General features: G+C 62.6%; 26 protein-coding genes. 3 read left to right on the forward strand and 23 right to left on the reverse strand.

Annotated elements, in window-relative coordinates:
* Positions 1–56 precede the first annotated feature (56 nt).
* From PSAKL28_RS18635 to ccmA, 11 genes are read right to left on the reverse strand one after another with little or no spacing between them, the layout of a single operon-like run.
* The gene (locus PSAKL28_RS18635; RefSeq protein WP_038613296.1) at positions 57–995 is read right to left on the reverse strand and encodes a 2-hydroxyacid dehydrogenase; all 939 of its coding nucleotides are present in this window, start codon (positions 993–995) and stop codon (positions 57–59) included.
* Between the two features lie 45 nt (positions 996–1040).
* Positions 1041–1457, reverse strand: a complete 417-nt coding sequence (locus tag PSAKL28_RS18640) for a superantigen-like protein SSL4 (RefSeq protein WP_038613298.1) — start codon at positions 1455–1457, stop codon at positions 1041–1043.
* 10 nt (positions 1458–1467) lie between these two features.
* Entirely contained in the window at positions 1468–2673 is a 1206-nt protein-coding gene (ccmI, locus tag PSAKL28_RS18645) for a c-type cytochrome biogenesis protein CcmI (RefSeq protein WP_038613300.1), read from the reverse strand.
* Positions 2666–3142 (reverse strand): cytochrome c-type biogenesis protein, encoded by a 477-nt coding sequence (locus PSAKL28_RS18650; protein ID WP_038613302.1) that lies wholly within the window; start codon positions 3140–3142, stop codon positions 2666–2668. Before PSAKL28_RS18650 ends, ccmI begins: the two co-directional genes overlap by 8 nt.
* Complete coding sequence (locus PSAKL28_RS18655) at positions 3139–3675, reverse strand: DsbE family thiol:disulfide interchange protein (protein ID WP_038613304.1); 537 nt, start codon at positions 3673–3675, stop codon at positions 3139–3141. The genes PSAKL28_RS18650 and PSAKL28_RS18655 overlap by 4 nt, the downstream gene beginning before the upstream one ends.
* Positions 3672–5645 carry a heme lyase CcmF/NrfE family subunit gene (locus PSAKL28_RS18660; RefSeq protein WP_174446966.1) on the reverse strand — a complete coding sequence of 658 codons (1974 nt, stop codon included), beginning with the start codon at positions 5643–5645 and terminating at the stop codon, positions 3672–3674. The genes PSAKL28_RS18655 and PSAKL28_RS18660 overlap by 4 nt, the downstream gene beginning before the upstream one ends.
* 11 nt (positions 5646–5656) lie before the next feature.
* A complete protein-coding gene (gene ccmE, locus PSAKL28_RS18665; RefSeq protein WP_038613308.1) occupies positions 5657–6112 on the reverse strand; it encodes a cytochrome c maturation protein CcmE in 456 nt (151 codons plus the stop codon).
* Entirely contained in the window at positions 6109–6285 is a 177-nt protein-coding gene (gene ccmD / locus PSAKL28_RS18670; RefSeq protein WP_038613310.1) for a heme exporter protein CcmD, read from the reverse strand. The genes ccmE and ccmD overlap by 4 nt, the downstream gene beginning before the upstream one ends.
* Complete coding sequence (locus PSAKL28_RS18675) at positions 6282–7058, reverse strand: heme ABC transporter permease (RefSeq protein ID WP_038613311.1); 777 nt, start codon at positions 7056–7058, stop codon at positions 6282–6284. The genes ccmD and PSAKL28_RS18675 overlap by 4 nt, the downstream gene beginning before the upstream one ends.
* Before the next feature lie 43 nt (positions 7059–7101).
* Positions 7102–7770, reverse strand: coding sequence for a heme exporter protein CcmB (gene ccmB, locus PSAKL28_RS18680; protein ID WP_038616869.1), 669 nt, complete (start codon positions 7768–7770; stop codon positions 7102–7104).
* A complete protein-coding gene (ccmA, locus tag PSAKL28_RS18685) occupies positions 7767–8399 on the reverse strand; it encodes a cytochrome c biogenesis heme-transporting ATPase CcmA (protein ID WP_038613313.1) in 633 nt (210 codons plus the stop codon). The genes ccmB and ccmA overlap by 4 nt, the downstream gene beginning before the upstream one ends.
* Positions 8400–8562: 163 nt before the next feature.
* Here ccmA and fliK point away from each other — a divergent pair, with 163 nt between their 5' ends.
* The 3 genes from fliK (at position 8563) to PSAKL28_RS18700 (ending at position 13392) form a co-directional block, all read left to right on the forward strand.
* Positions 8563–10131: a flagellar hook-length control protein FliK gene (fliK, locus tag PSAKL28_RS18690; protein ID WP_038613315.1), complete on the forward strand. Its 1569-nt coding sequence runs from the start codon at positions 8563–8565 to the stop codon at positions 10129–10131.
* A 107-nt stretch (positions 10132–10238) separates the two neighbouring features.
* Positions 10239–10568, forward strand: a complete 330-nt coding sequence (locus PSAKL28_RS18695) for an EscU/YscU/HrcU family type III secretion system export apparatus switch protein (protein WP_038613316.1) — start codon at positions 10239–10241, stop codon at positions 10566–10568.
* 52 nt (positions 10569–10620) lie between these two features.
* Positions 10621–13392, forward strand: a complete 2772-nt coding sequence (locus PSAKL28_RS18700; RefSeq protein WP_038613317.1) for a dermonecrotic toxin domain-containing protein — start codon at positions 10621–10623, stop codon at positions 13390–13392.
* A 39-nt stretch (positions 13393–13431) separates the two neighbouring features.
* On the opposite strand, the gene PSAKL28_RS18705 is transcribed toward PSAKL28_RS18700, so the two are convergent.
* The 12 genes from PSAKL28_RS18705 to fleN all read right to left on the reverse strand — a co-directional run bounded on the left by PSAKL28_RS18705 (position 13432) and on the right by fleN (position 23950).
* Complete coding sequence (locus PSAKL28_RS18705; RefSeq protein ID WP_038613318.1) at positions 13432–13827, reverse strand: DUF2802 domain-containing protein; 396 nt, start codon at positions 13825–13827, stop codon at positions 13432–13434.
* A gap of 1 nt (position 13828) precedes the next feature.
* Positions 13829–14308 (reverse strand): chemotaxis protein CheW, encoded by a 480-nt coding sequence (locus tag PSAKL28_RS18710; RefSeq protein ID WP_028945467.1) that lies wholly within the window; start codon positions 14306–14308, stop codon positions 13829–13831.
* 61 nt (positions 14309–14369) lie between these two features.
* On the reverse strand, positions 14370–15248 hold the full coding sequence (locus PSAKL28_RS18715) for a chemotaxis protein CheW (protein ID WP_038613319.1): 879 nt from the start codon (positions 15246–15248) through the stop codon (positions 14370–14372).
* On the reverse strand, positions 15248–16036 hold the full coding sequence (locus PSAKL28_RS18720) for a ParA family protein (RefSeq protein ID WP_038613320.1): 789 nt from the start codon (positions 16034–16036) through the stop codon (positions 15248–15250). The genes PSAKL28_RS18715 and PSAKL28_RS18720 overlap by 1 nt, the downstream gene beginning before the upstream one ends.
* 44 nt (positions 16037–16080) lie before the next feature.
* Positions 16081–16968: a flagellar motor protein MotD gene (motD, locus tag PSAKL28_RS18725; protein WP_038613321.1), complete on the reverse strand. Its 888-nt coding sequence runs from the start codon at positions 16966–16968 to the stop codon at positions 16081–16083.
* Positions 16969–16971: 3 nt separating this feature from the next.
* Positions 16972–17712, reverse strand: coding sequence for a flagellar motor protein (locus PSAKL28_RS18730; RefSeq protein WP_038613323.1), 741 nt, complete (start codon positions 17710–17712; stop codon positions 16972–16974).
* Positions 17712–18821, reverse strand: a complete 1110-nt coding sequence (locus tag PSAKL28_RS18735; protein WP_038613325.1) for a protein-glutamate methylesterase/protein-glutamine glutaminase — start codon at positions 18819–18821, stop codon at positions 17712–17714. The genes PSAKL28_RS18730 and PSAKL28_RS18735 overlap by 1 nt, the downstream gene beginning before the upstream one ends.
* 45 nt (positions 18822–18866) lie before the next feature.
* Positions 18867–21080, reverse strand: coding sequence for a chemotaxis protein CheA (locus PSAKL28_RS18740; protein ID WP_038613327.1), 2214 nt, complete (start codon positions 21078–21080; stop codon positions 18867–18869).
* 12 nt (positions 21081–21092) lie between these two features.
* Positions 21093–21881 (reverse strand): protein phosphatase CheZ, encoded by a 789-nt coding sequence (locus PSAKL28_RS18745; RefSeq protein ID WP_038613329.1) that lies wholly within the window; start codon positions 21879–21881, stop codon positions 21093–21095.
* Between the two features lie 19 nt (positions 21882–21900).
* Complete coding sequence (locus PSAKL28_RS18750) at positions 21901–22275, reverse strand: chemotaxis response regulator CheY (protein ID WP_036990294.1); 375 nt, start codon at positions 22273–22275, stop codon at positions 21901–21903.
* Between the two features lie 104 nt (positions 22276–22379).
* Positions 22380–23120 (reverse strand): RNA polymerase sigma factor FliA, encoded by a 741-nt coding sequence (fliA, locus tag PSAKL28_RS18755; RefSeq protein WP_038613331.1) that lies wholly within the window; start codon positions 23118–23120, stop codon positions 22380–22382.
* Positions 23117–23950, reverse strand: coding sequence for a flagellar synthesis regulator FleN (gene fleN / locus PSAKL28_RS18760; protein ID WP_038613333.1), 834 nt, complete (start codon positions 23948–23950; stop codon positions 23117–23119). The genes fliA and fleN overlap by 4 nt, the downstream gene beginning before the upstream one ends.
* Between the last annotated feature and the right edge of the window lie 62 nt (positions 23951–24012).

Below are 24012 nucleotides of genomic sequence, written 5' to 3' on the forward strand. Positions count from 1 at the left end.
CCTTGCTGGGATGGAGGGACTCAGTCTAGCAGCTGACTGGACGCCCCCTTCGCCGGCTAAGCCGTCACGGGTGTCAGTACCGGTTCACCGGCAAAGAATGCCTGCAGATTTTTCAGCACCAGCTGTACCGTGTCGTGAGCCGCATCCGGCGACTGTCCTGCTACATGCGGGGTCAAGACCACATTGCCCAGGGCCTTGAGGGCCTCCGGCACCGCCGGCTCGTCATCGAACACATCCAGCGCCGCCCCGGCAATGACCCCCGTGCGCAGCGCCTGGACCATGTCTGCAGTACTGACCACACTGGCCCGGGCGATGTTGACCAGAAAGCCCTCCGCGCCCAGCGCTTCAAGCACCGGGGTGTCGATCAATTGACGGGTAGTGGCGCCACCGGGCGTCGCGACAATCAGAAAGTCCGAGGCCTGAGCCAGCGCCAGCGGGCTCTCGCAATAGTGGTAGGGCACATCCTGGCGTGGATTGCGGTTGTGATAGTTGACCTGCATGTCGAAGCCCTGCGCCGCGCGTTTGGCGATAGCCAGGCCGACAGCGCCGAGACCGAGGATACCCAGGCGCTTGCCACTGACCGACGGGCTGATGACCCGGTTCCATTCGCCACGACGGGTCGAGGCATCGGCACGCGGAATGTCACGGACCACCGCCAGCAGCAGCGCCATGGCATGGTCAGCCACCGCATTGGCATTGGCCCCGGCGCCATTGGTGACGGTGATGCCACGCACCGCCGCTGCCGCCAGGTCCACCTGTTCGTAACCGGCGCCGATCACACAGATGATTTTCAAATTCGGCAAGGTCGCGATTTCATCGGCGGTCAGGCCCAATGGGCCACGGGTCAGCACGGCGTCGATTTCATTGGCGTGGTGGGCGATGGCCTCGGCGCGCCGTTGTGGCGTCTGCGCGCGGATCAGGCGATAACCCGCCTGTTCCAGTAACGGCAGGTAATCGTCAACGGTTTCCACCAGTACCAGGACTGTCTTGCTCATGCCACCCTCCGGCTCAATGCGAGGGAGCATTATGCGCAGCTTGGGCTATTGCGCGAAAGCCCGGCCCAGACCGCCTGGCACACCACTGCTGTCGGTTTCCTGCCAGGGGCCGTTGAGGTTGGTCGACCAGCTCCAGCCATTGTTCCAGCGGTAGTAGGTACGCTGGCGGTAGAAGGTGTTGGTCTTGCCTTCGAGCACATACACACCCAGGCGCGGATCCCAGTGGCTGGCACCACCGGGTGGCGGTGCGAAGCTGGCGGAGGTGCGCGGCATGGGTTTGGGCGCCGGAGTGACCACCGCCGGTTTGCTCGGTACCGTGCTCGGGCGCGGCGCCGGTTTGGTGCTCGGCCCCGGCGGCAGGCTTTCGATCGGTGGCACCGTCGGTTCCGAGGGCTGATGAACAGTACACGCGCTCAGGCCTACGGCCAGGGAAAGAAGGGCAAGGCGTGCGATGCTGTTCATAGTGATTCTCTTACTGGTCCGGGCTGTCGATGGTCAGGTGCTGCGCGGCAGTGGTGCTGCTGGCCAGCGGGCTGCTGTGACCGATCCACTCGCCCTGGGTCGGCTTGCCAGCACGCGAGACGCGCGCAACCAGTTGGACTTCGGGAAAGCTCGACAGTTTCATGCTCGGCATCATCGCATCGCTGTCGCTGAGCTCCACTTCAATCGGCAACTGCGCCACGGTCACGCGCTTGGCCGCCAGCGGCATGGGCGGGCCGGAGCTGGCGCGGGCGAAGATGAACACCGTGTCGTCAGGCTTGACCTTGTCTTTGAGCGCTGGCGCCAGCTCGACCCGTACTTTCAGCCGTGCGCCAGTTGCAGCCACTGCCGGTGCAGAGGCGACTTTGCCTTCGCCCGCCTTGAGTTTTTCCTGGGCGCGTTCAATACCGCCCTGCAACGCAGCCCGCGAGGCATCGCCTTCAGGCAATTGCACCAACAGGCGATTCCAGTAATCAATGGCTTGCTGGTAATGCTCGCTCTCGAAGGCTGCGATACCGAGCAGTCCCAAGCTGGTGACCTCGTTAGGGTCGGCCTTGAGCGCCTCGTCGGTCAGCGACTGCAGCTGCGCAGTCCACTGCTTGTCGTTGGCGAAGTACAGCGCCTGGGCCCATTGTCCGAGCAGCTCAGGCTGACGATCGGCCAGGCCGGCGGCACGTTCGAAGACCTTGGCGGCATCGGCTGGCCGCTCCTGGGCCATATAGGCGCGACCGAGGAAGTACAGACCTTCGGCTGAATCAGGTTGCGCTTCGACGGCACGCTCAAGACGCGTGGTCATCTCTTCCATCGACTGCGGCGCCTTGGCGAACTGCTGGGTCAGTTCGACCTGCTCGCTGGCACCGAAATGCAGGTACAGGCCCAGCCCCATCAGCGGCACCAATACGGCGGCCAGCAACGGCAGCGGCTTGCCCAGACGGCCCAGGCGCTGGGGTTCGGCGTTTTCGGTGTCGGCCAACAGCTCGCGGGCGGCCTCATCCCGGCCCTTGGCCAGTTGCGCCTGATCAAGCACACCGGCCGCCTGTTGGGCAGTCAGCTCGGCAACGCGCTCCTGGTACAGGGCGACGTTAAGCGCAGTGCAGTCTTCTTCCAGTTGCGCACGACGGCCGCGCAACACCGGGATCAGCAAAAAGCTCAGGGCCACCAGCAACAGCAGGCCTGCAGCAAGCCAGAAATCAGTCATGGGTCTGTTCTTTGTCCAGCAATTTGGCGAGGCGCTCACGCTCCTCGGGGGAAAGGTCGACAGGGCCACCAGCGCTCTGCGCCCGACGCTTGCGCACGATCAGCGCGAGCAGGCCAAAGCCGCCCACCAGCAACACACCCGGGCCGAACCACAGCAACCAGGTGCGGGCGGTCAGCTCAGGCTTGTAGCGCACGAAATCACCGTAACGATCGACCATGAAGTCGATGATCTGCTGGTTGCTCTTGCCTTCGCCGAGCATACGGAAGATCTCCCGACGCAGGTCGGCGGCGATCGGCGCGTTGGAATCGGCAATGTCCTGATTCTGGCACTTCGGGCAGCGCAGTTCTTTGGTCAGGTCGTGGTAACGCTCGCGTTCGGCGTCATCGGCGAACTGATAGGTATCGATCGCCGCCTGGGTCACCCCGGCCAGGCTCAGGCCGAGCACAGCGGCTGCTAGCCAGCGCTTCATGGTTTGGCCTCATCGACCAGGCCCTGATACAGCGGCGCCAGCTGTTCGCGCCAGACCGTAGCATCAACCACACCGACGTGCTTGTAACGGATGATGCCCTTGGCGTCGACCAGGAAGGTTTCCGGCGCGCCATAGACACCCAGGTTCAGGCCCAGGCTGCCTTGGTCGTCGCTGATATTGAGCTGATAAGGATTGTGGAACTCGGCCAGCCACTTGATCGCGGCCGCATTGTCATCCTTGTAATTGACCCCATGGATGACCACGCCCTGCTCGGCCAGTTTGTTCAGGTACGGGTGCTCGACCTTGCACGACGGGCACCAGGTGGCCCAGACATTGACCAGCGCCGGCTTGCCGATCAGGTCGGCCTGGGTCAAAGGTTTGCCATCCTGCACCGTTTTCAGAGCAAAGGCCGGAAACGGCTTGCCGATCATCGCCGACGGCAACTCGGTGGGGTCGAGGAACAGACCGCGGTAGAGAAACACCGCCACCAGCAGAAACACCGCCAGCGGCAACACCATGATCCAACGCTTCATGCAGTTGCTCCAGACATGCCCAGTACTTCACGCACCCGGGCTTTGACCTTGACTCGATAACGTCCATCCATGGCCGCCAGCAGGCCGCCCAGGCCGGTCAGCAGACCGCCCAGCCAGATCCAGCGCACGAAGGGTTTGACGTGTACACGCACAGCCCAGGCGCCGTTGTCCAGCGGCTCGCCGAGGGCGACGTAGAGGTCGCGGGTGAAACCGGCGTCGATGCCGGCCTCGGTCATCATCGACTGCTGCACGGTGTACAGGCGTTTTTCCGGATGCAGCACGCTGATTTCGCGGCCGTCTTCGACGACCCGCACGGTGCCTTTGTCGGAGGTGAAGTTCGGCCCTTCGAAGTGCTTGGCGCCTTCGAAGATGAACTGGTAACCGGCCAGCTCAACCGACTCGCCCGGCGCCAGGCGCAGGTCGCGCTCGGCACTGTTGTTGCTCGACAGCACCACGCCCAAGGCACAGACCGCCAGCCCCAGGTGGGCGACATGCATGCCCCAGTAGCTGCGATTGAGACCGCGCAGGCCTTTGAACAGCCCCTTGTGGCGGGTCTTGTCGAAAATATCGCGCACGCCAGCGAGGACAATCCACGCAGCCAGCGCGAAAGTGGTCAGCACTTGCCAGTCGAAGTCGTCGACCAGCAGACCGCCGATCGGCGCCAGCACGGCACTGGCGATCAGCACCGGGGTCAGCATGCCCAGCAGCCATTTGCTTGGCGTGTCTTTCCAGCGCACCAGCACACCGATGGCCATCACCGCCATGAGCAAGGCCATCAGCGGGATGAACAGCGCGTCAAAGTACGGCGGGCCGACCGACAGTTTGGCACCGGTCAGGGCATCGAGGATCAGTGGGTACAAAGTGCCGAGGAGGATCATCGAGGCGGCGACTACCAGCACGATGTTGTTGGCCAGCAGCAGCGTTTCACGCGACCACAGGGCAAAACCGACCTGGCTCTTGACCACCGGTGCGCGCAGGGCGAACAGGGTCAGCGAGCCACCGACGACAAACAGCAGGAAAATCAGGATGAACACGCCGCGCTCCGGATCGGAAGCGAAGGCGTGCACCGAGGTCAGCACCCCGGAACGAACCAGGAAGGTACCGAGCAGGCTCAGCGAGAACGCGGCGATCGCCAGCAGCACGGTCCAGCTTTTGAACACACCGCGCTTTTCAGTAACCGCCAGCGAGTGAATCAATGCGGTGCCTACCAGCCAGGGCATGAACGAGGCGTTTTCCACCGGGTCCCAGAACCACCAGCCGCCCCAGCCCAGTTCGTAGTAAGCCCACCACGAGCCGAGGGTGATACCGATACCCAGAAAGGCCCAGGCAACCAGGGTCCAAGGCCGCGACCAGCGCGCCCAGGCGGCGTCCAGGCGACCACCGAGCAAGGCAGCGATAGCGAAGGCAAAGGCCACCGAGAAGCCCACATAGCCCATGTACAGCATCGGCGGGTGAACGATCAGGCCGATGTCCTGCAGCAGCGGGTTGAGGTCGGCGCCGTCAGTCGGCACCTGCGGCAGCAGGCGCTGGAACGGGTTGGAGGTGACGATCAGGAACGACAGGAAGCCGACGCTGATCATGCCCATCACCGCCAGCACGCGGGCCAGCATCACCTGTGGCAGTTGTCGGGAAAACACCGATACCGCGAAGGTCCAGCCGCCGAGGATCATCGCCCAGAGCAGCAAAGAGCCCTCGTGGGCGCCCCATACGGCGCTGAACTTGAAGTACCAGGGCAAGGCGCTGTTGGAGTTGTTGGCGACATAGGCGACCGAGAAGTTGTCGGTCATGAACGCATGGGTCAGGCAGGCAAAAGCAAACGCCAGGAAGGCAAACTGCCCCCAGGCTGCAGGCCGTGCCAGGCTCATCCACAGGCTGTCGCCGCGCCAGGCACCGAGCAACGGCACCGTGGCCTGGACGGCGGCAAAGCAGATCGCCAGGATCATGGCCAGCTGGCCGAGTTCGGGAATGATCAGCGCGGCGTTCATGGCTTGGCTCCCGCATCGGTGGCAACCTGACCGCTTTCCTTGAGGGCTTTGGTCACCTCTGGCGGCATGTACTTCTCGTCGTGCTTGGCCAGTACTTCATCGGCCACTACCACGCCCTCGGCATTGAGCTTGCCCAGGGCAACGATGCCTTGGCCTTCACGGAACAGGTCGGGAAGGATGCCGCGATAGGTGATCGGCACCGACTTGTTGAAGTCGGTGACCACAAAGCGTACGTCGAGCGAGTCGCCCGAACGTTGCAACGAGCCCTTCTCAACCATGCCGCCGGCGCGAATGCGGGTATCGAGCGGGGCTTCGCCGTTGGCGATCTGGGTCGGGGTGTAGAACAGGTTGATGTTCTGCTGCAGGGCGCTCAAGGCCAGGCCCACGGCGATGCCAACCCCGGCCAGCAGGCCGAGGATGATGAACAGGCGCTTCTTGCGTTGCGGATTCACTGGTTGTTCTCCCGGCGCAGACGACGCGCCTCTTCTTGCAGGTAACGGCGCCGGGCCAGCAGCGGCAAGGCAACGTTGACGGCCAGCACCAGCAGGCAGATGCCGTAGGCCGACCAGACGTACAGGCCGTGATGGCCCATGGCGAGAAAATCACTGAAAGAGGCAAAACTCATCGTGCCATCTCCCGACCCAGGCTGCTCAATACCTCCTCCCTGACCCAACTGGTGCGCGCTTCGCGCTTGAGCACTTCAAGGCGCATGCGCAGCAACAGCACGGCACCGAAGAAGCAATAGAACCCCAGCACCGTCAGCAGCAGTGGCAGCCACATCTCCGCCGGCATGGCGGGCTTTTCGGTAAGGGTGAAGGTGGCCCCCTGGTGCAGGGTGTTCCACCACTCCACCGAGTACTTGATGATCGGGATGTTGATCACCCCGACAATCGCCAGCACCGCGCAGGCCTTGGCCGCGCTCTCACGGTTGGTGATGGCGTGGCCCAGGGCGATGAGACCGAAGTACAGGAACAGCAGGATCAGCATCGAGGTCAGGCGTGCGTCCCAGACCCACCAGCTGCCCCAGGTCGGCTTGCCCCAGATGGCACCGGTGACCAGCGCCACGGCGGTCATCCAGGCGCCGATCGGCGCTGCACACTGCAAGGCGACGTCGGCAATCTTCATCTTCCACACCAGCCCGACCACCCCGGCCACGGCCAGCATCACGTAGCAGGACTGCGCCAGCATGGCGGCCGGTACGTGAATGTAGATGATGCGAAAACTGTTGCCCTGTTGATAATCCTGGGGAGCGAAGGCCAGGCCCCAGATCACGCCGATGCCGATCAACAGGATCGCGGCCACCGTCAGCCACGGCAGCATGCGCCCGCTGATGGCATAGAACCACTTGGGCGAACCCAGTTTATGAAACCACGTCCAGCTGATAACGCTGCTTTTCATCACGGTACATCCAGGGTCTTTGCTGGGCAGGGCCCAGACCTCATTATTCGCCGACGCTGATCTTCAGGCCAGCCGCTATTGCAAAGGGTGCCAGAGTTACTGCCAGGGCGGTCAGGCTACCAAGCCAAAGCAGATAACCGGTCGCCGGCATAGCTTGCAATGCCGCCTGCAAGGCGCCACTGCCCAGGATCAATACCGGGATATATAACGGCAGAATCAGTAGCGCCAGCAGCAGGCCGCCACGTTTCAGACCGACTGTCAGGGCTGCACCCACAGCGCCCAGCAGGCTCAGTACCGGAGTACCGAGCAACAACGATGCCAGCAGCACCGGCAGGCAGGCCGAAGGCAAACCTAGCATCAGTGCCAGCAAGGGTGCCAACAATACCAGTGCCAGGCCGGAAAAGGCCCAGTGTGCCAGTACTTTTGCCAGTACCAGAAGAGGCAGGGGGTGCGACGAAAGGACCCACTGCTCCAGCGATCCATCCTCGAAATCACTGCGGAAAAGCCCGTCCAGCGAGAGCAAAACCGATAAAAGGGCCGCTACCCAGACCAGTCCCGGAGACAAGGTTTGCAACAATTGAGTCTCGGGACCGACCGCCAACGGGAACAGTGCGATGACGATGGCGAAGAACACCAGCGGGTTGGCCAGCTCCGCCGGACGGCGACACAACAGACGTGCTTCACGACGCAACAACAGGACAAAGACACTCATGCGGCCCACTGCCCCAGATTCAGTTCACGGTAACCGGACGGTTTGCGCTCCAGCGTGTGGTGGGTGGTCAGCACGACCATACCGCCCTGCTCGCAGTGCGCTGCCAGGTGCGCCTCAAGCTGCGCCACGCCCTGTTTGTCGAGGGCGGTGAAGGGTTCGTCGAGGATCCACAACGGCGGACTGTCCAGATACAGGCGGGCCAGCGCCACCCGGCGCTGCTGGCCAGCCGACAGGGTATGACAGGGAACATCCTCGAAACCGCGCAGGCCGACCGCCTCAAGGGCTTTCCAGATCGCTTCAGGTTCGGCCGGGCGATGCAGGGCACAGAGCCAGGCGAGGTTCTCTTCGGCGCTGAGTAGGTCTTTGATACCGGCGGCATGGCCGATCCACAGGAGGATTTTCGCCAGCTCGTGGCGCTGTTCAACCAGGGGTTTACCGTCGAGGCGAATCTGCCCGGCAGTCGGACTCATGAGCCCGGCCAACAGGCGCAACAAGCTGGTTTTGCCGCTGCCATTGGGGCCGCTGATCTGCAGCATGTCGCCTGCAGCCAGGTGCAATTCGAGGTTTTCGAACAGCATTCGCCAGTCGCGCTCGCAGGCCAGGCCCACGGCTTCGAGATGAGGGGTCACAGTTTCGCCTTATGCTTGGGATGCCTGTCTCAAGTCGGCCCCGGCGCTGCCGTTATACTGGCAGTGCAGATACAGCCCGGCCGCTCTGATCGCGAAAGATCGGGCGGCATTATACATGTGATGTCCTACTGCAAAGAGGGCTATTTCAACAGGTTGCCAGCTGATGACAGGCGAAATTAACAACCTTGGCGCGCAGATTCCGGCCGCCCCCCAGTTGCGTTCGGCGATGACCGGCGAACTGTTGCGCCTGCTGCAACCGCAACAAGCCTTGCTGGCCCCCGGTGAAACCGCCAAGGCCGAAGTGCTGGCGCTGCGTCAGGTTGGCCAGGACTTCCAGATGCTGCTCAAACTGACCCAGGACAACGGCAAGCAGACCAACGTCCAGGCCAGCAGCAACCAGCCACTGGCGCAAGGCAGCCAGCTGGCGGTGAGCCAGAGCAGCAGCTCGAACCTGACCATCAGCGTGCAACAGGCGATCGCCAGCAACGTTGCCAGCCTGACCCGCATCGATACCCGGGAAATGCCCGTCGGCACCTTGCTGCAAGGCAAGGTCCTGACCAGCCAGGCGCTGCCTCAGGTGCTCGGCCAGCTCGCCCAGTTCCGTTCGCTGGTGAGCCTGCTCAGCGGCCCTCAGGCAGGCGCCACCCTGACCATCGACAGCCCTCGCCCACTGCCGCTGGGCAGCCTGCTCAGTGCCCGGGTGCAGGGCGATCAATCATTGACGTTCGTGCCGTTGAGCGGGCGCCAGGAGCAGCTGGCTATCACCCAGCACTTGAGCACCCAGCAGAGTCGCCAGGCGTCGCTGCAAGGCTTACTCAGTGCCCTGCAGCAGGTGCGCGACGACAACAGCTCGTCCGGTGAATTGCGCGCCACGGTGGACAAGCTGCTGGCCAGCCTGCCGGATGTGCGCCAGCTCAGCGACCCCAAGGGTGTTGCCCAGGCCTTGAGCAACAGCGGTGTGTTCCTGGAGGCCAAGCTGATTGCCGGCATGCCCGCCAACCTCGCCCCCGACCTCAAGGCCCAGGTGGTGCGCCTGGTAGCCCAGCTGTTGCCGGGGTTGCCTGGTAACGCTCAGTTCAACCCGAGCGCCGCCGCCAGCACCCTGGCCCAGGTGATGCCCGGCATGGTCCGCAACGCCCTCGGCATGCTTGGCCAGGTCAGCCCGCGCCCGCAGCCCGGCGGCTTTCCCCTGCCCTCGCGGCTGCTGCAGAGCCAGGACGGCGAAGGCGATCTGGAACACCTTCTACGCCTGGCCGCCGCGGCCATTTCCCGCCTGCAAAGCCATCAACTGGCCAGTCTGGAACAAACCGGTACCACCGCCGATGGCAACCTGCAGACCACCTGGCAATTGGAAATCCCCCTGCGTAGCGGCCAGGATTTCCTGCCCCTGCAAGTCAAACTGCAACGCGAAGAAACCCCGGAGCAGCAAGCCGACCCTGAGCGCGAACGCCGCGACCCGCTGGAAATGCTCTGGCGTGTCGAACTGTCCTTCGACCTGCACCCACTGGGGCCGCTACAGGTTCAGGCGCAGATCAGCCAGGGCGCCCTGTCCAGCCAGCTGTGGGCTGAGCTGCCGAGTACCGCGCAATTGATCGAGGGTCAGCTGGGTAACTTGCGCGAACGCCTGCTGGCACGCGGTCTTAACGTGACTGAGCTGCATTGCCATCACGGTACGCCGCCGCAAGGGCCGCGTACCCGACTGGAGCAACGCTGGGTAGACGAAACAGCATGAAGTCGGTGGGAGCGGCGGTGCGACGACTCGACTTGCCCCGCGATTGCGTCCAGTCAGTCCCCTCTTATCGCGGGGCAAGCCCGCTCCCACAGGGTAGGTGAAACCGCATGATCGATAAGAACCCTCGCCAGGCCATTGCCTTGAGCTACGACGGTCAACAGGCCCCGGTCCTGAGTGCCAAAGGTGACGACGAGCTGGCCGAGGCCATTCTGGCCATTGCCCGCGAACACGAAGTACCGATCTACGAGAATGCCGAACTGGTGCGCCTGCTCGCGCGCATGGAGCTGGGTGAGCGGATTCCTGAGGCGCTGTACCTGACCATCGCCGAAATCATTGCCTTTGCCTGGCAGCTGCGTGGCAAGGCACCCGAGGGCTTCACCGACACGCCCGCGCCAGAGCGCGACATCACCCCGTCACAGCATTATCTACCACCCTGAGTACGGCACGCCGGGCAAGCCTGTCGGTTCCATTCGCATCACGGTGACCGACATGCCCACAACCTGTATCAACACTGCCGGCGTGCAATACGTACGCAAGCATCTGGCCAACTTTCCGCGCCCTGACCGCGAAGCCACCCGGGCCATCCGAGGCTGGGCAGCGACACACAATCTGACCCTCGACCCCGACCAGGTCGATGTGGTGACCCTGCATTACCACCCCGATGGTTCCTATGGCTATCAGGCCGTGGTTATCAGCCGCATGAGCCTGACCCAGGCCGTGCTGTCCAACTGGCAAGGCGAGTCCAATAACGATTTGTTTGGCGACTTGTTTTCGGCGCCCTGGGCCGGGACCTTCCCCGATGGACCGGTCAAGATCGTCGAGCGCCTGCCTGCGCCTGAGCTGATCCAGTACGGCACGTCCTTTCAGGTCTTCAACGGGCTGTTTCGCCGCACCGAGCCTGCCCGCTATGACCATTCAACGCACCTGCAGATCCCGGCCGAAGGCTTCCAGCGCTTCATCGAACAGCTGGACTTCCACAGCCGCTACAAATCCCTGCTCGACAGCTACTGGCGCGACCACCTGGAAGGCCACCGCATGTCCGCCAAGCTCGGCTTTGTCGCGGCCTGCAACAAGCAGGTCGGCGAAGGCAGCCTAAGCGATGCGGCAAGGAAACTGGCCTGGCAAGCAGCCGGCCTGATGCCGCGCAGCTCCAGATTGCGCCTGAGTACCCTGAGTATCTATGGCTATGCCGCCACAGACCTGTTGTACATCAACGACGCCGACAGTGACCTGACCTTGCTCTATATGCCTGGAAACAGCTCACCGCTGCTGGAGTTCGCCAGCGCAGTCCAGCTCAAGGACTGGGTCGGCCGCCAATGCCAGGACCCGCTCAAACGCCAGGCGCTGAAGCAACACTTCAACCTCGCCGATGCGCCCGATGGTCTCGACTTCAGCGGCCTGGATACCGCCCTCGCAGGATTGGGGGAATACCCCGCAGTGCACCGGTTGTCCTCGAATCGCCCCGGCTTTACCACCGACGGTCGCTGGTCGCCGCGCGACTACGTCAACTATCGACCGAAAAAATACAACCCGCGGCTCACCGCTGATGTGTTCCAGGCCCTGGCAGAACGTCAGCAGCAACGCGGCTACGCCGACGCCGATTTCATCATCACCAGCAACAGCGAAGTGACCAAGGCCAGATGGCGCGGATACCTGACCTCGGCACTCAACCTGCTGACCCCACTGGCCTTCGTGGTACCCGGGCTGGCGCCGCTGCTCGCAGTCGGCGGAATCGCGCAACTGGGCCTGGGCCTGGACCAGGCGATCAATGGCAAAACCCTGCAGGATAAGGCTGACGGAGTCGGCAACATTGCCTATGGCCTGTTCAATGCCACGCCTCTGGTTGTAGAGGGCCTGGCCAAAGGGAGTGCATTGTTCCGGGTCAAGAGCGACGGCTTCGTCTTGCCTAGCCGGGTCAACGACCAGCTGGGCTACCCGCTCAGCCCGGTCGACCCGCCACGCCTGCCTGAACTGGAGGTTGCCCCCTACTTTCACCGCCCCGAGCGTATTGCCCCACTGGATAATGGCAATGCCGCCGTCACCAGCTCAGTGCGCCGCTACCCGCGATACACTGGCCAGCCAGATCATCTGGCCGGTTATTTTCTGCCCCATCCAGACTACGTGGAGGAGCTCGATCTGGCCTACGACATGGAGTTTGACCTGTTTCTCAAAACCGATAGCCTGAACAACGTAGACCCTACCTACTATCAAGCCCAGGCAGGCACCGACGCCCTTGTGCCCACCGATCCCTATGCCCGGGCGGTCACCGACCAGATGCGCTCGTCCACCCTGCGCGCCTTGGGCATCGACCTCCCACTGCCGGTCGAACTGCCCGTCCCCACGCGAGGCGTCCGCCCGATTCCCAAAACGATTACCGCCCTCTGGGTCGGTGACAAGGCCATCAGTGCCGAACTGGTGGAAAACCTCGGCAAAAACGCGAACAAGTTGAAGAACAGTCAGTACCAGTACCGTTTGTTCCTGTCCCGCAGCAACCCATCGGTGTACGAGCAAAACCTGCGTCAGCTGCGGGTGAAGGCGCCTGGGTTGACCGTCCTGCCGCTAGAGGAGCAGGCGTTTTTCAGGGCATTCGAGCAAAGCAAGTACTTCGACCAGTACCAGGCTGCCCTGGACGGCAATGGCGGCGTAGCCACCAACTACGCCTCGGCCTCGGACGTGTTGCGCTATCCGATGCTGCATCATGAGGGCGGTTTGTACATCGACGTCGACGACGAGTTGCTCGCGCCGGGCAGCAACCGCTCCGGCTGTATCGGTTGGTTGACGCCGTGCGGGGCGCAGGGTGTCGATGAGGTGGAACTTGCTGCCAGCGAGGATGGCCTGCTGCTGCACCCGGCCATGTCCAATGAAAAACTGAGCATGGACCAGCAGTACAACACCAGCATGATCGGCAGCCACCCTGGTAACCCGACGCTGATCGCGATTTCCGAGGAAATGCACGGGCGCTATCAGGCCGAACCGGACTTTTACCAATCCAGGCCGGACAAAGACGGCGACCCGGCAGGTTTCTACAATTATGCCAGCCGACTGAACCGGCTTACCGGCCCGGGCATGCTGACCGCCGTGGTCGACCGCCTGCTACCGGACCTGTACCGATTACGGCAACTCAGAAACCTTTATGCCATACCGCGAACCAAAAGCTGGCTGTACGTCGACCTGCAAGCCTGGAGTGCGGTCGAGCGCGAGTTGCTGCCCCTTGGCCGTTTCGCCAAGGTTGGCGGCCAGCATTCGTGGGCGCATACCTGAACCACGAAAAAGGCGACCTGATGGTCGCCTTTTCTTCTCTCACTCGCTGCGGTGCACCTTGCTCATCAGCTCCGCCTCAGCCTGGGTCAGGCCGCAGGACTGGGTGAGTTCGTCAACGCTGGCCCCCATGCCCACCAGCCGCGCCGCCTGGGCGAACGACAGGCTGTTGGGGTCGCGCTGCTCCAGCTGCAGGAGCTTGTCCGGCAAGGGCGCCACCGTCGCGCGCAATTCGTGCAGGGCTTCGCCCATGCGCACGCTGCCGTTCTGGTAGTCGTCCAGTCGTTTGGCCAGGTCTTTGATGCGTTGATCACGCAGCGCATCACCCTGGGCCTGCTGGGCGGCCAGCTCGCGCTGGCGCTTGCTGTAGTTGAGGAAAAACCACAGGCTCAGCGCCCAGAGCAACGCCAGAAATATGACTGCAACCTCAAAGATCAACTCAGATGTTCTCCAGCTCGGACCACTCTTCCTCGGTCATCATCTTATCCAGCTCGACCAGGATCAGCAGTTCGTTGTTCTTGTTGCACACGCCCTGGATGAACTTGGCCGATTCTTCGTTACCGACATTCGGTGCGGTCTCGATTTCCGACTGGCGCAGGTAAACCACTTCGGCAACGCTGTCGACCAGGATACCGACCACTTGCTTGTCGGCCTCGATGATGACGATGCGGCTGTTGTCGGTGATTTCACTCGACATCAGGCCGAAGCGCTGACGGGTATCGATCACGGTGACCACGTTGCCACGCAGGTTGATGATGCCCAGCACGTAGCTCGGCGCACCCGGGACCGGGGCGATCTCGGTGTAGCGCAGGACTTCCTGCACCTGCATCACATTGATGCCGTAGGACTCGTTGTCCAGCTTGAAGGTTACCCACTGCAGGATCGGATCTTCGGAACCTTGTGCAGACGACTTTTTCATTCCCCTATCCCTCAAAATCCGCCTTTGGCGGAGTGCTCAGTGCGATCGCAGGCGCGATCGATTAGTTATGCTTGGCGTGCAGTTGCTTGACTGCGCCGCTGGCGATCAACTCGGCCAGTTCGGCAACGTCGAGCAACGCGCACATGTGTTCGATAACGGTACCGGCCAGCCACGGGCGTTGACCACGCTGGCTGCGCCATTTGATCTCGTTGGGGTCCAGGCGCAGCGAACGGCTGACCTGATGCACCGCCAGGCCCCACTCATAGCCCTGAACCGAAATCACGTATTGCAGGCCCTGGCGAAAGTCCTCGCGGTAGCGGTCGGGCATGACCCAACGCGCAGTGTCCAGCACCTTGAGGTTGCCGCTCTGGCTCGGCAGAAGGCCCAGGAACCAGTCTGGCTGGCCGAACAGCGGCGTCAGCTCGTGACCCGCCAGCGAATAGATCGAACCCAGACACACCAGTGGCACTGCCAGGGTCAACCCGGCGACGTCGAACAACAGGCATTCGAACGGCTCGGCAGCCCAGGCCGGACGCCCGTCAACGGTGGCCGGCGGTACCGGCTGGTTGGGCGCTGGAGGCAGGTGGACTTCCACCAGCGGCTCGACCGGTGCAGGCTGGTCGGCGGCGACTTCGACACTGACCGGTTCGGATTCGGGTTTGAACTCAGGCTCAGGCGCTACAACCGGCATGACCGCCGGGAGCACCACAGGCGCAGGTTCGGCGAAAGGCAAAGGCGCTGCCTGAGCTACCACCGGCTTGTGCAGACGCGCAACCTGGGCATCGCGTGCCTGCTCCTCAAGCACCGCCGCCTGGAACTCATCGATCTCAACCAGCGGCTCGACCCGATCAAGTACCTCGGTGGCTTCGTGGAGCAAGCCGTCAAGGTACGACTGCAGCGCCAGTTGCGGGCCGGTAGCAAGCTTTTGCGGGTGATTCATCAGGCCACCTGCTGAGCGATGTTGTGCGTCAGCAGGTGCTTGAGCAGCGCCCGGTAGGCCACCACCCCGCGGCTCTTGCCATCGAACTGCGACGGCGTTAGCCCGGCACGGCTGGCATCACGCAGGCGGGTATCGACCGGGATGTAGCCTTGCCAGATGTTCTCCGGGTAAGCGTCACGCAACACCCGCAAGGTGCCCATGGAGGCCTGGGTGCGGCGGTCGAACAGGGTTGGCACGATGTGGTAGGGCAAGGCCTGCTTGCGCGACCGGTTGACCATCGCCAGGGTACTGACCATGCGCTCCAGGCCCTTGACCGCCAGGTACTCGGTTTGCACCGGGATCACCAGTTGCTGGCTGGCCGCCAGCGCGTTGACCATCAGCACGCCAAGCAAGGGCGGGCTGTCGATGATGGCGTAGTCGAAATCCTGCCACAGCTGCGCCAGAGACTTGGCGATCACCAGGCCCAGGCCACTTTGCCCCGGCGACTGGCGCTCGAGCACCGCCAACGCGGTACTGGACGGCAGCAGGGATATTTTTTCGTCACTGGTCGGCAGCAGCAATTGCCCGGGCAAGCCTTCGGGAACCGTACCCTTGTGCAGGAACAGGTCGTAGCAGCTGTGCTCCAGCACGTCCGGGTTGTGTCCGAAGTAGCTGGTCATCGACCCGTGGGGGTCGAGGTCGACCACGACCACGCGCTTGCCCGCCTCGGCCAGCAAGCCGGCCAGGGCGATGGACGTGGTGGTCTTGCCGACACCACCTTTTTGATTGGCTACTGCCCAGACTCTCATTCGTTGCTTCCTCCCGGTACGGCAACCTGCCCTGCCGGGAACGGTTATAGGGTCGGTGACGGAGGATTGACGCGATTGCCCCCCACCGTCGGTGATAGCGCTGGCGGTGCAGTTTGTGTGCCAGCCCGCTTCATTGCCGCATCTGGCGTGGCGTTGGCGCTGCCGGTACCGGTCAGGCTGCGGCGCACTTCGAGGTTGCGTGAAATCACCAGTACTACCCGACGGTTGCGCGCGCGCCCCTCGGCACTGTCGTTAGTGGCAATCGGCTGGAACTCGCCATAGCCGACCGACGCCATGCGCGCCGGGTTGACCCCTTCCATCGCCAGCAGGCGGACAATACTGGCGGCACGTGCCGAGGACAGCTCCCAGTTGGTCGGGTACTGCGCGGTGCGGATCGGCAGGTCATCGGTGAAACCTTCGACATGCACCGGGTTGGCGAACGGCTTGAGGATCTTCGCCACCTTTTCGATGATGTTGAACGCAACATCGCTGGGCATCGCATCGCCACTGCCGAACAGCAGCGAGGAGTTGAGCTCGATCTCGACCCACAGTTCGTTACCGCGCACGGTCATCTGGTCGGACTTGATCAAGTCGCCAAAGGCATCGCGCACGTCATCGGTGATGGTTTTCAGCGGATCGCTGCTGGTTTGCGCCAGGCCGGCATCGACCTGGTCACTGTCCTTGATCAGCGGCTCGGCCGGTTTTACGGTCAGCGGCCGCTCATCGCCGATGGGGATCGGGCGCATGCTCTTCTCAGGGTCGTTGAACACCCCGATCAGCGCCTGGGAGAGGATCTTGTACTTGCCCTCGTTGATCGAGGAAATCGAGTACATGACCACGAAAAAGGCGAACAGCAAGGTGATGAAGTCCGCGTAGGACACCAGCCAGCGTTCGTGGTTTTCGTGTTCCTCAGGTTGTCGACGGCGTGCCATGTGTTACTCCATGAAGCCCTGAAGCTTCAGCTCGATCGAGCGCGGGTTCTCGCCCTCGGCAATCGACAGCAGGCCTTCCAGGAGCATTTCCCGGTAGCGCGACTGACGCATGGCCAGCGCCTTGAGCTTGTTGGCAATCGGCAGCAGGATCAGGTTGGCACTCGCCACACCGTAGATGGTGGCGACAAAGGCGACGGCAATACCGTTACCCAGTTGCGAAGGGTCGGCCAGGTTGCCCATGACATGAATCAGGCCCATGACCGCACCGATGATACCGATGGTCGGCGCATAGCCGCCCATGCACTCGAACACCTTGGCAGCCTGGATGTCGCGGCTTTCCTGGGTGTAGAAATCCACTTCGAGGATGCTGCGGATGGCTTCAGGCTCGGCACCGTCGACCAGCAGCTGCAAGCCCTTACGCGCGTAAGGATCGGGCTCGGCATCGGCCACGCCTTCCAGGCCCAGCAGGCCTTCCTTGCGTGCGGTCATGCTCCAGTTGACCACCCGGTCGATACCGCCAGCCAGGTCGATACGCGGCGGAAAAAGAATCCAGCGCACGATCTGCAGCGCCCGCTTGAAGGCGCTCATGGGTGACTGCAGCAGCGCCGCAGCCAAGGTGCCGCCGAGCACGATCAAGGCCGCAGGGCCGTTGATCAGCGCCGAGAGGTGACCACCCTCGAGGTAATTGCCGCCGACAATCGCGACAAACGCCAGGATGATCCCGATAAGGCTCAAGACATCCATCAGACGCACGCCTCGACCAAGTGCTTGCCGATCTCGTCCAGGCTATACACCGCGTCGGCCAGGTTGGCTTTGACGATGGCCATGGGCATGCCGTAGATCACGCAGCTGGCTTCATCCTGGGCCCAGACCGTGCTGCCGCCCTGCTTGAGCAGGCGCGCACCTTCGCGGCCATCGGCGCCCATGCCGGTGAGCACCACCGACAGCACCTTGTCGCCGTAGGATTTGGCCGCCGAGCCGAAGGTGATATCCACACACGGCTTGTAGTTCAGGCGCTCGTCACCCGGCAGGATCTTCACCGCACCGCGGCCGTCGATCATCATCTGCTTGCCCCCCGGGGCCAGCAAGGCCAGGCCGGGACGCAGCATGTCGCCGTCTTCGGCTTCCTTGACGCTGATCTTGCACAGTTTGTCGAGGCGCTCGGCAAATGCCTTGGTGAAAGCAGCGGGCATATGCTGGATCAGCACGATCGGTGCCGGAAAATTGGCTGGCAGCTGGGTCAATACCCGCTGCAGCGCCACCGGGCCGCCGGTGGAGGTACCGATGGCCACCAGTTTGTAAGGCTTGCGCTTGGGTGCAGGCGAGGCAGCAGAAGCCGCCGCCCGTACCGGTGCCGCAGCCCGTGGTGCCGGGCTGCTGCCCAGGCTGCTGACGCTCGGCTGGGTATGGCTGGCCGGTTGCGGCACTGGCGCGGCATAGCTGATTGATCGGCGGTTACTGCGGGAAATGGTATGGACCTTTTCACACAGCAACTGCTTGACCTTCTCCGGGTTGCGCGAGATGTCTTCGAAGTTTTTCGGCAGGTAATCGACAGCACCGGCATCCAGGGCATCGAGGGTCACCCGCGCGCCTTCGTGGGTCAGCGAGGAGAACATCAACACCGGGGTCGGACAGCGCTGCATGATGTGACGTACAGCGGTGATGCCATCCATCATGGGCATTTCGTAGTCCATGGTGATGACATCGGGCTTGAGCGACAGTGCCTGGTCGATCGCTTCCTTGCCGTTGGTCGCGGTACCGACGACCTGGATAGTCGGGTCCGCTGAAAGAATTTCCGAGACTCGGCGGCGGAAGAAACCGGAATCATCCACCACCAGGACCTTGACTGCCATAAACACTCCATTAGGGGGCGCGGCGTGCGGGCCGCGCCACCAGAATCAAATACGCCGGGCGGCGTAACGCTTGAGCATGCTCGGAACGTCGAGGATCAGCGCGATGCGCCCGTCACCGGTAATGGTGGCGCCCGACATGCCCGGCGTGCCCTGGAGCATCTTGCCCAGCGGTTTGATGACCACTTCTTCCTGGCCGACCAACTGATCGACGACGAAGCCGATCCGCTGGGTGCCGACCGAAAGGATCACCACGTGCCCTTCGCGTTGCTCTTCATGAGCGGCGGAACTGACCAGCCAGCGCTTGAGGTAGAACAGCGGCAAGGCTTTGTCGCGAACGATGACCACCTCCTGGCCGTCGACCACGTTGGTGCGCGACAGATCCAGGTGGAAGATCTCGTTGACGTTGACCAGCGGGAAGGCGAACGCCTGATTGCCCAGCATGACCATCAGGGTCGGCATGATCGCCAGGGTCAGCGGCACCTTGATGACGATCTTCGAACCCAGGCCCTTGGTCGAGTAGATATTGATCGAGCCGTTGAGCTGGGAGATCTTGGTTTTCACCACGTCCATGCCCACGCCGCGTCCGGAGACATCGGAGATCTCGGTCTTGGTCGAGAAACCCGGGGCGAAGATCAGGTTGTAGCACTCGGTTTCGCTCAGGCGGTCGGCAGCATCCTTGTCCATCACCCCGCGCTTGACCGCAATCGCGCGCAGGACGTTGGCGTCCATGCCCTTGCCGTCATCGGAGATCGACAGCAGGATGTGATCGCCTTCCTGCTCGGCCGACAGCACCACTTTGCCGCCGCGGGATTTACCCGCCGCTTCGCGCTCTTCCGGGGTTTCGATGCCATGGTCGACGGCGTTGCGCACCAAGTGCACCAACGGGTCGGCCAAGGCTTCGACGAGGTTCTTGTCGAGATCGGTTTCTTCACCGACCAGCTCCAGGTTGATCTCTTTCTTCAACTGCCGGGCCAGGTCGCGAACCAGGCGCGGGAAACGCCCGAAGACCTTCTTGATCGGCTGCATGCGGGTTTTCATCACCGCGGTCTGCAGGTCGGCGGTCACCACGTCGAGGTTCGACACCGCCTTGGACATGGCTTCATCGCCGCTGTTCAGGCCCAGGCGTACCAGGCGGTTACGCACCAGCACCAGTTCGCCGACCATGTTCATGATCTCGTCCAGGCGCGCGGTATCGACCCGCACGGTGGTTTCCGTTTCGCTGGCGGCCTTGTCGCCCGCTGGCGCGGCTTGGCGCGCCGGGGCTGGCGCTGCGGCTTTGGCCGGTGCGGCGGCAGCGGGGGCGGCGGCAGGCTTGGCAACAGCTGGAGCTGGCGCTGCAGCAGGCTTGGCGGCAACCGCAGCAGCTGGCGCAGCGGCCGTTGCAACGCTGTCCGCGGCGAACTTGCCCTTGCCGTGCAGCTCATCGAGCAAGGCTTCGAATTCATGCTCGGAAATATGATCGCCCGACGCCGCAGCGGCCGGCTCTGGAGCGGGCGCTACTGCACCCGGCAAGGCATCGGCGGCGAAGCTGCCTTTGCCATGCAGCTGGTCAAGCAACGCCTCGAACTCATCATCGGTGATTTCGTCGCTGGTGCTCTGGGTGGATTGCGCCACCGGCGCAGGTGCGCTGACACTGTCAGGAGCAAACTGGCCCTTGCCGTGCAACTGGTCGAGCAGCGACTCGAACTCGGCATCGGTGATTTCATCGCTGGCCGCAGCCGGTGCCTGCACCTGGGCTTCGGCCTCAGCCTTGACCGCATTGAGCGAGTCAAGCAGCTGTTCGAATTCGGTATCGGTAATGTCCGCTTCGGCGGGCGCTTCTGGCGCCTGTTCCAGCACCGGCTCAGGTGCGGCGACCGGCTCGTCAGCGGCGGGTTCAGCCAGGCGCGACAAGGCTGCCAGCAGCTCAGGCGTGGCCGGCGTGATATCGCTGCGCTCGCGCACCTGACCGAACATGCTGTTGACCGTGTCCAGGGCTTCCAGGACCACGTCCATCAGTTCGGCATCGACACGTCGCTCACCCTTGCGCAGGATGTCGAAGACGTTTTCGGCGATGTGGCAGCACTCCACCAGCTCGTTGAGCTGGAGGAAGCCGGCGCCCCCTTTTACAGTGTGAAAACCGCGAAAGATCGCATTGAGCAGATCGGCATCATCCGGACGGCTTTCCAGCTCGACCAGTTGCTCGGACAGTTGCTCAAGAATCTCGCCGGCTTCTACCAGAAAATCCTGAAGGATTTCTTCATCGGCGCCGAAGCTCATTAAACGTGCTCCCTAAAAACCCAGACTGGACAGCAGATCGTCGACATCGTCCTGACCGGACACAACGTCTTCACGTTTATCGGCATGAATCTGTGGACCTTCACCCCGAGTCGGATGTTTTTCTTGATCTTTTTCAGCGCGCAGCTGCTGGTGGTCATGTTCGATACCGGCAAAGCGGTCGACTTGACTGGCCATCAGCACGAGCTTGAGCAGATTGCTTTCTACTTCGGTGACCAGTGCCGTGACACGTTTGATCACCTGACCGGTCAGGTCCTGATAGTCCTGAGCCAGGAGAATGTCGTTGAGGTGGCCGGCGACCTTGCGGCTGCCTTCCTCACTACGCTCCAGGAAGCGGTCGACGCGGTGCATCAGCTCGCGAAACTCCGGCGCAGCCACTTCGCGGCGCAAGAAGCGCTGCCAGTCGGCGCGCAGATCGCGGGCTTCGTCACTCAGCTCGTGGAGGACCGGAGTGCTCTCCTCGACCAGATCCATGGTCCGGTTCGCCGCGCCCTCGGTCAGCTTGACCACATAGGACAGGCGCTCGGTCGCATCGGTGATCTGCGAGACTTCCTCGGCCTGCGGCATTTGCGGATCGATCTGGAAACTGACGATCGCACTGTGCAGCTCACGCGTAAGCTTGCCGACTTCCTGGTACAGGCCACGGTCACGGGTCTGGTTCAGCTGATGGATCAGTTGCACCGCGTCGCCGAATTTGCCCCGCTCGAGACTGTCGACCAGTTCGTGGGCATGCTTCTTCAGTGTCGACTCGAAGCCGTCCAACGATGAATGTGTTTGCTCCATAGCGCCCCCGTGGCGTGTCTTAGCTGTTGACGCGCTCGAAGATCTTCTCGATCTTTTCTTTCAGCACCTGGGCAGTGAACGGCTTGACCACATAGCCGTTGACGCCGGCCTGGGCCGCTTCGATGATCTGCTCGCGCTTGGCTTCAGCAGTCACCATCAGCACCGGCAGGTGCTTGAGGCGCTCGTCGGCACGCACTTTGCGCAGCAGGTCGATACCGGACATGCCCGGCATGTTCCAGTCGGTCACGAGAAAATCGAAATGACCGCTTTCGAGCATCGGCAGCGCCGTGTTGCCGTCATCGGCTTCCTGGGTATTGGTGAAGCCCAGGTCACGCAGCAGGTTCTTGATGATCCGCCGCATCGTCGAAAAGTCGTCGACGATGAGGATTTTCATGTCTTTGTTCAATTAGACCTCCAAGCAGTCTTTAACGCGCTCAGCGCTGAACGCGCATTCAATCAATTCGGGCACTACATTTCGCGACTGCATTGAACCTGCGTTCAACGCGCCCGCCATTCCCCCAGGCGACCACGCAAACGCGCCGCGCACTGGCTGTGCAACTGGCTGACGCGCGACTCGCTGACACCCAGGACCTCACCGATTTCCTTGAGGTTCAGCTCTTCGTCGTAGTACAGCGCCAGGACCAGACGCTCGCGTTCAGGCAGGTTGGCAATGGCATCTGCCAGGGCTGCCTGAAAACGCTCGTCTTCCAGATCGCGCGAAGGCTCGAGCTGGGCACTGGCGCCGTCCTCGTGCAGGCCTTCATGTTCGCCGTCCTGTAACAGGTCGTCGAAACTGAACAGGCGGCTGCCCAGGGTGTCATTCAAAATCCCGTAGTAATCATCGAGACTCAATTGAAGTTCGGCAGCAACCTCGTGATCTTTAGCGTCACGGCCGGTTTTTGCTTCAATTGCACGAATCGCGTCACTGACCATGCGGGTATTACGGTGGACCGAGCGCGGTGCCCAGTCCCCTTTACGTACTTCGTCAAGCATTGCCCCACGGATACGGATACCGGCGTAGGTCTCGAAACTGGCACCCTTGCTCGCGTCATACTTGTTGCTGACTTCGAGCAGGCCGATCATGCCGGCCTGGATCAGATCCTCGACCTGGACACTGGCCGGCAAACGCGCCAGCAAGTGATAGGCAATACGCTTGACCAACGGCGCGTAGCGCTCGATCAACTCGTACTGACCATCGCGAGACGCGTTGCTGTACATCCGGTATCCGCTTGCGTTCATAGCACAGGTCCCGCACTCGTCGGCTGCACCAGGCGCTCGACAAAAAACTCCAGGTGACCACGCGGGTTGGCAGGCAGCGGCCAGGTGTCGACCTTCTGGGCAATGGCCTTGAATGCCAGCGCGCACTTGGAACGCGGAAAGGCTTCATAGACCGCTCGCTGCTTTTGCACTGCCTTGCGCACACATTCGTCGTAAGGCACCGCGCCGACGTATTGTAGGGCGACGTCGAGGAAGCGATCAGTGACCTTGGTCAACTTGGCGAACAGGTTGCGCCCTTCCTGCGGGCTTTGCGCCATGTTGGCCAGGACCCGGAAGCGGTTCATGCCGTAATCGCGGTTGAGCAGCTTGATCAGCGCGTAGGCATCGGTGATCGAGGTCGGCTCGTCGCACACCACCAGCAGCACTTCCTGGGCTGCGCGGACAAAACTGACTACCGAGTCACCAATACCAGCAGCGGTATCGATCACCAGCACATCGAGGTTGTCGCCGATCTCGCTGAAGGCCTGAATCAGACCTGCATGCTGGGCAGGCGCCAGGTGCACCATGCTCTGCGTGCCGGAAGCGGCGGGCACAATGCGCACGCCACCCGGCCCCTGCAGCAGCACGTCGCGCAGCTCGCAGCGGCCCTCGATCACGTCGGCCAGGGTGCGCTTGGGCGTCAGGCCGAGCAATACGTCGACATTGGCCAGGCCCAGGTCGGCATCCAGCAGCATGACCCGACGGCCAAGCTCTGCCAGCGCCAATGACAGGTTCACCGACACATTGGTCTTGCCGACGCCACCTTTGCCGCCAGTCACGGCGATCACCTGTACGGGATGCATGCTACCCATGTTTGTTCATTACCTTGTCTTGCTTAGACCGAGGCCACATGACCGGCTGCGCTTTCAACACC

The sequence above is a fragment of the Pseudomonas alkylphenolica genome (assembly GCF_000746525.1).
In the GTDB taxonomy this organism is placed as follows: Bacteria; Pseudomonadota; Gammaproteobacteria; order Pseudomonadales; family Pseudomonadaceae; genus Aquipseudomonas; species Aquipseudomonas alkylphenolica.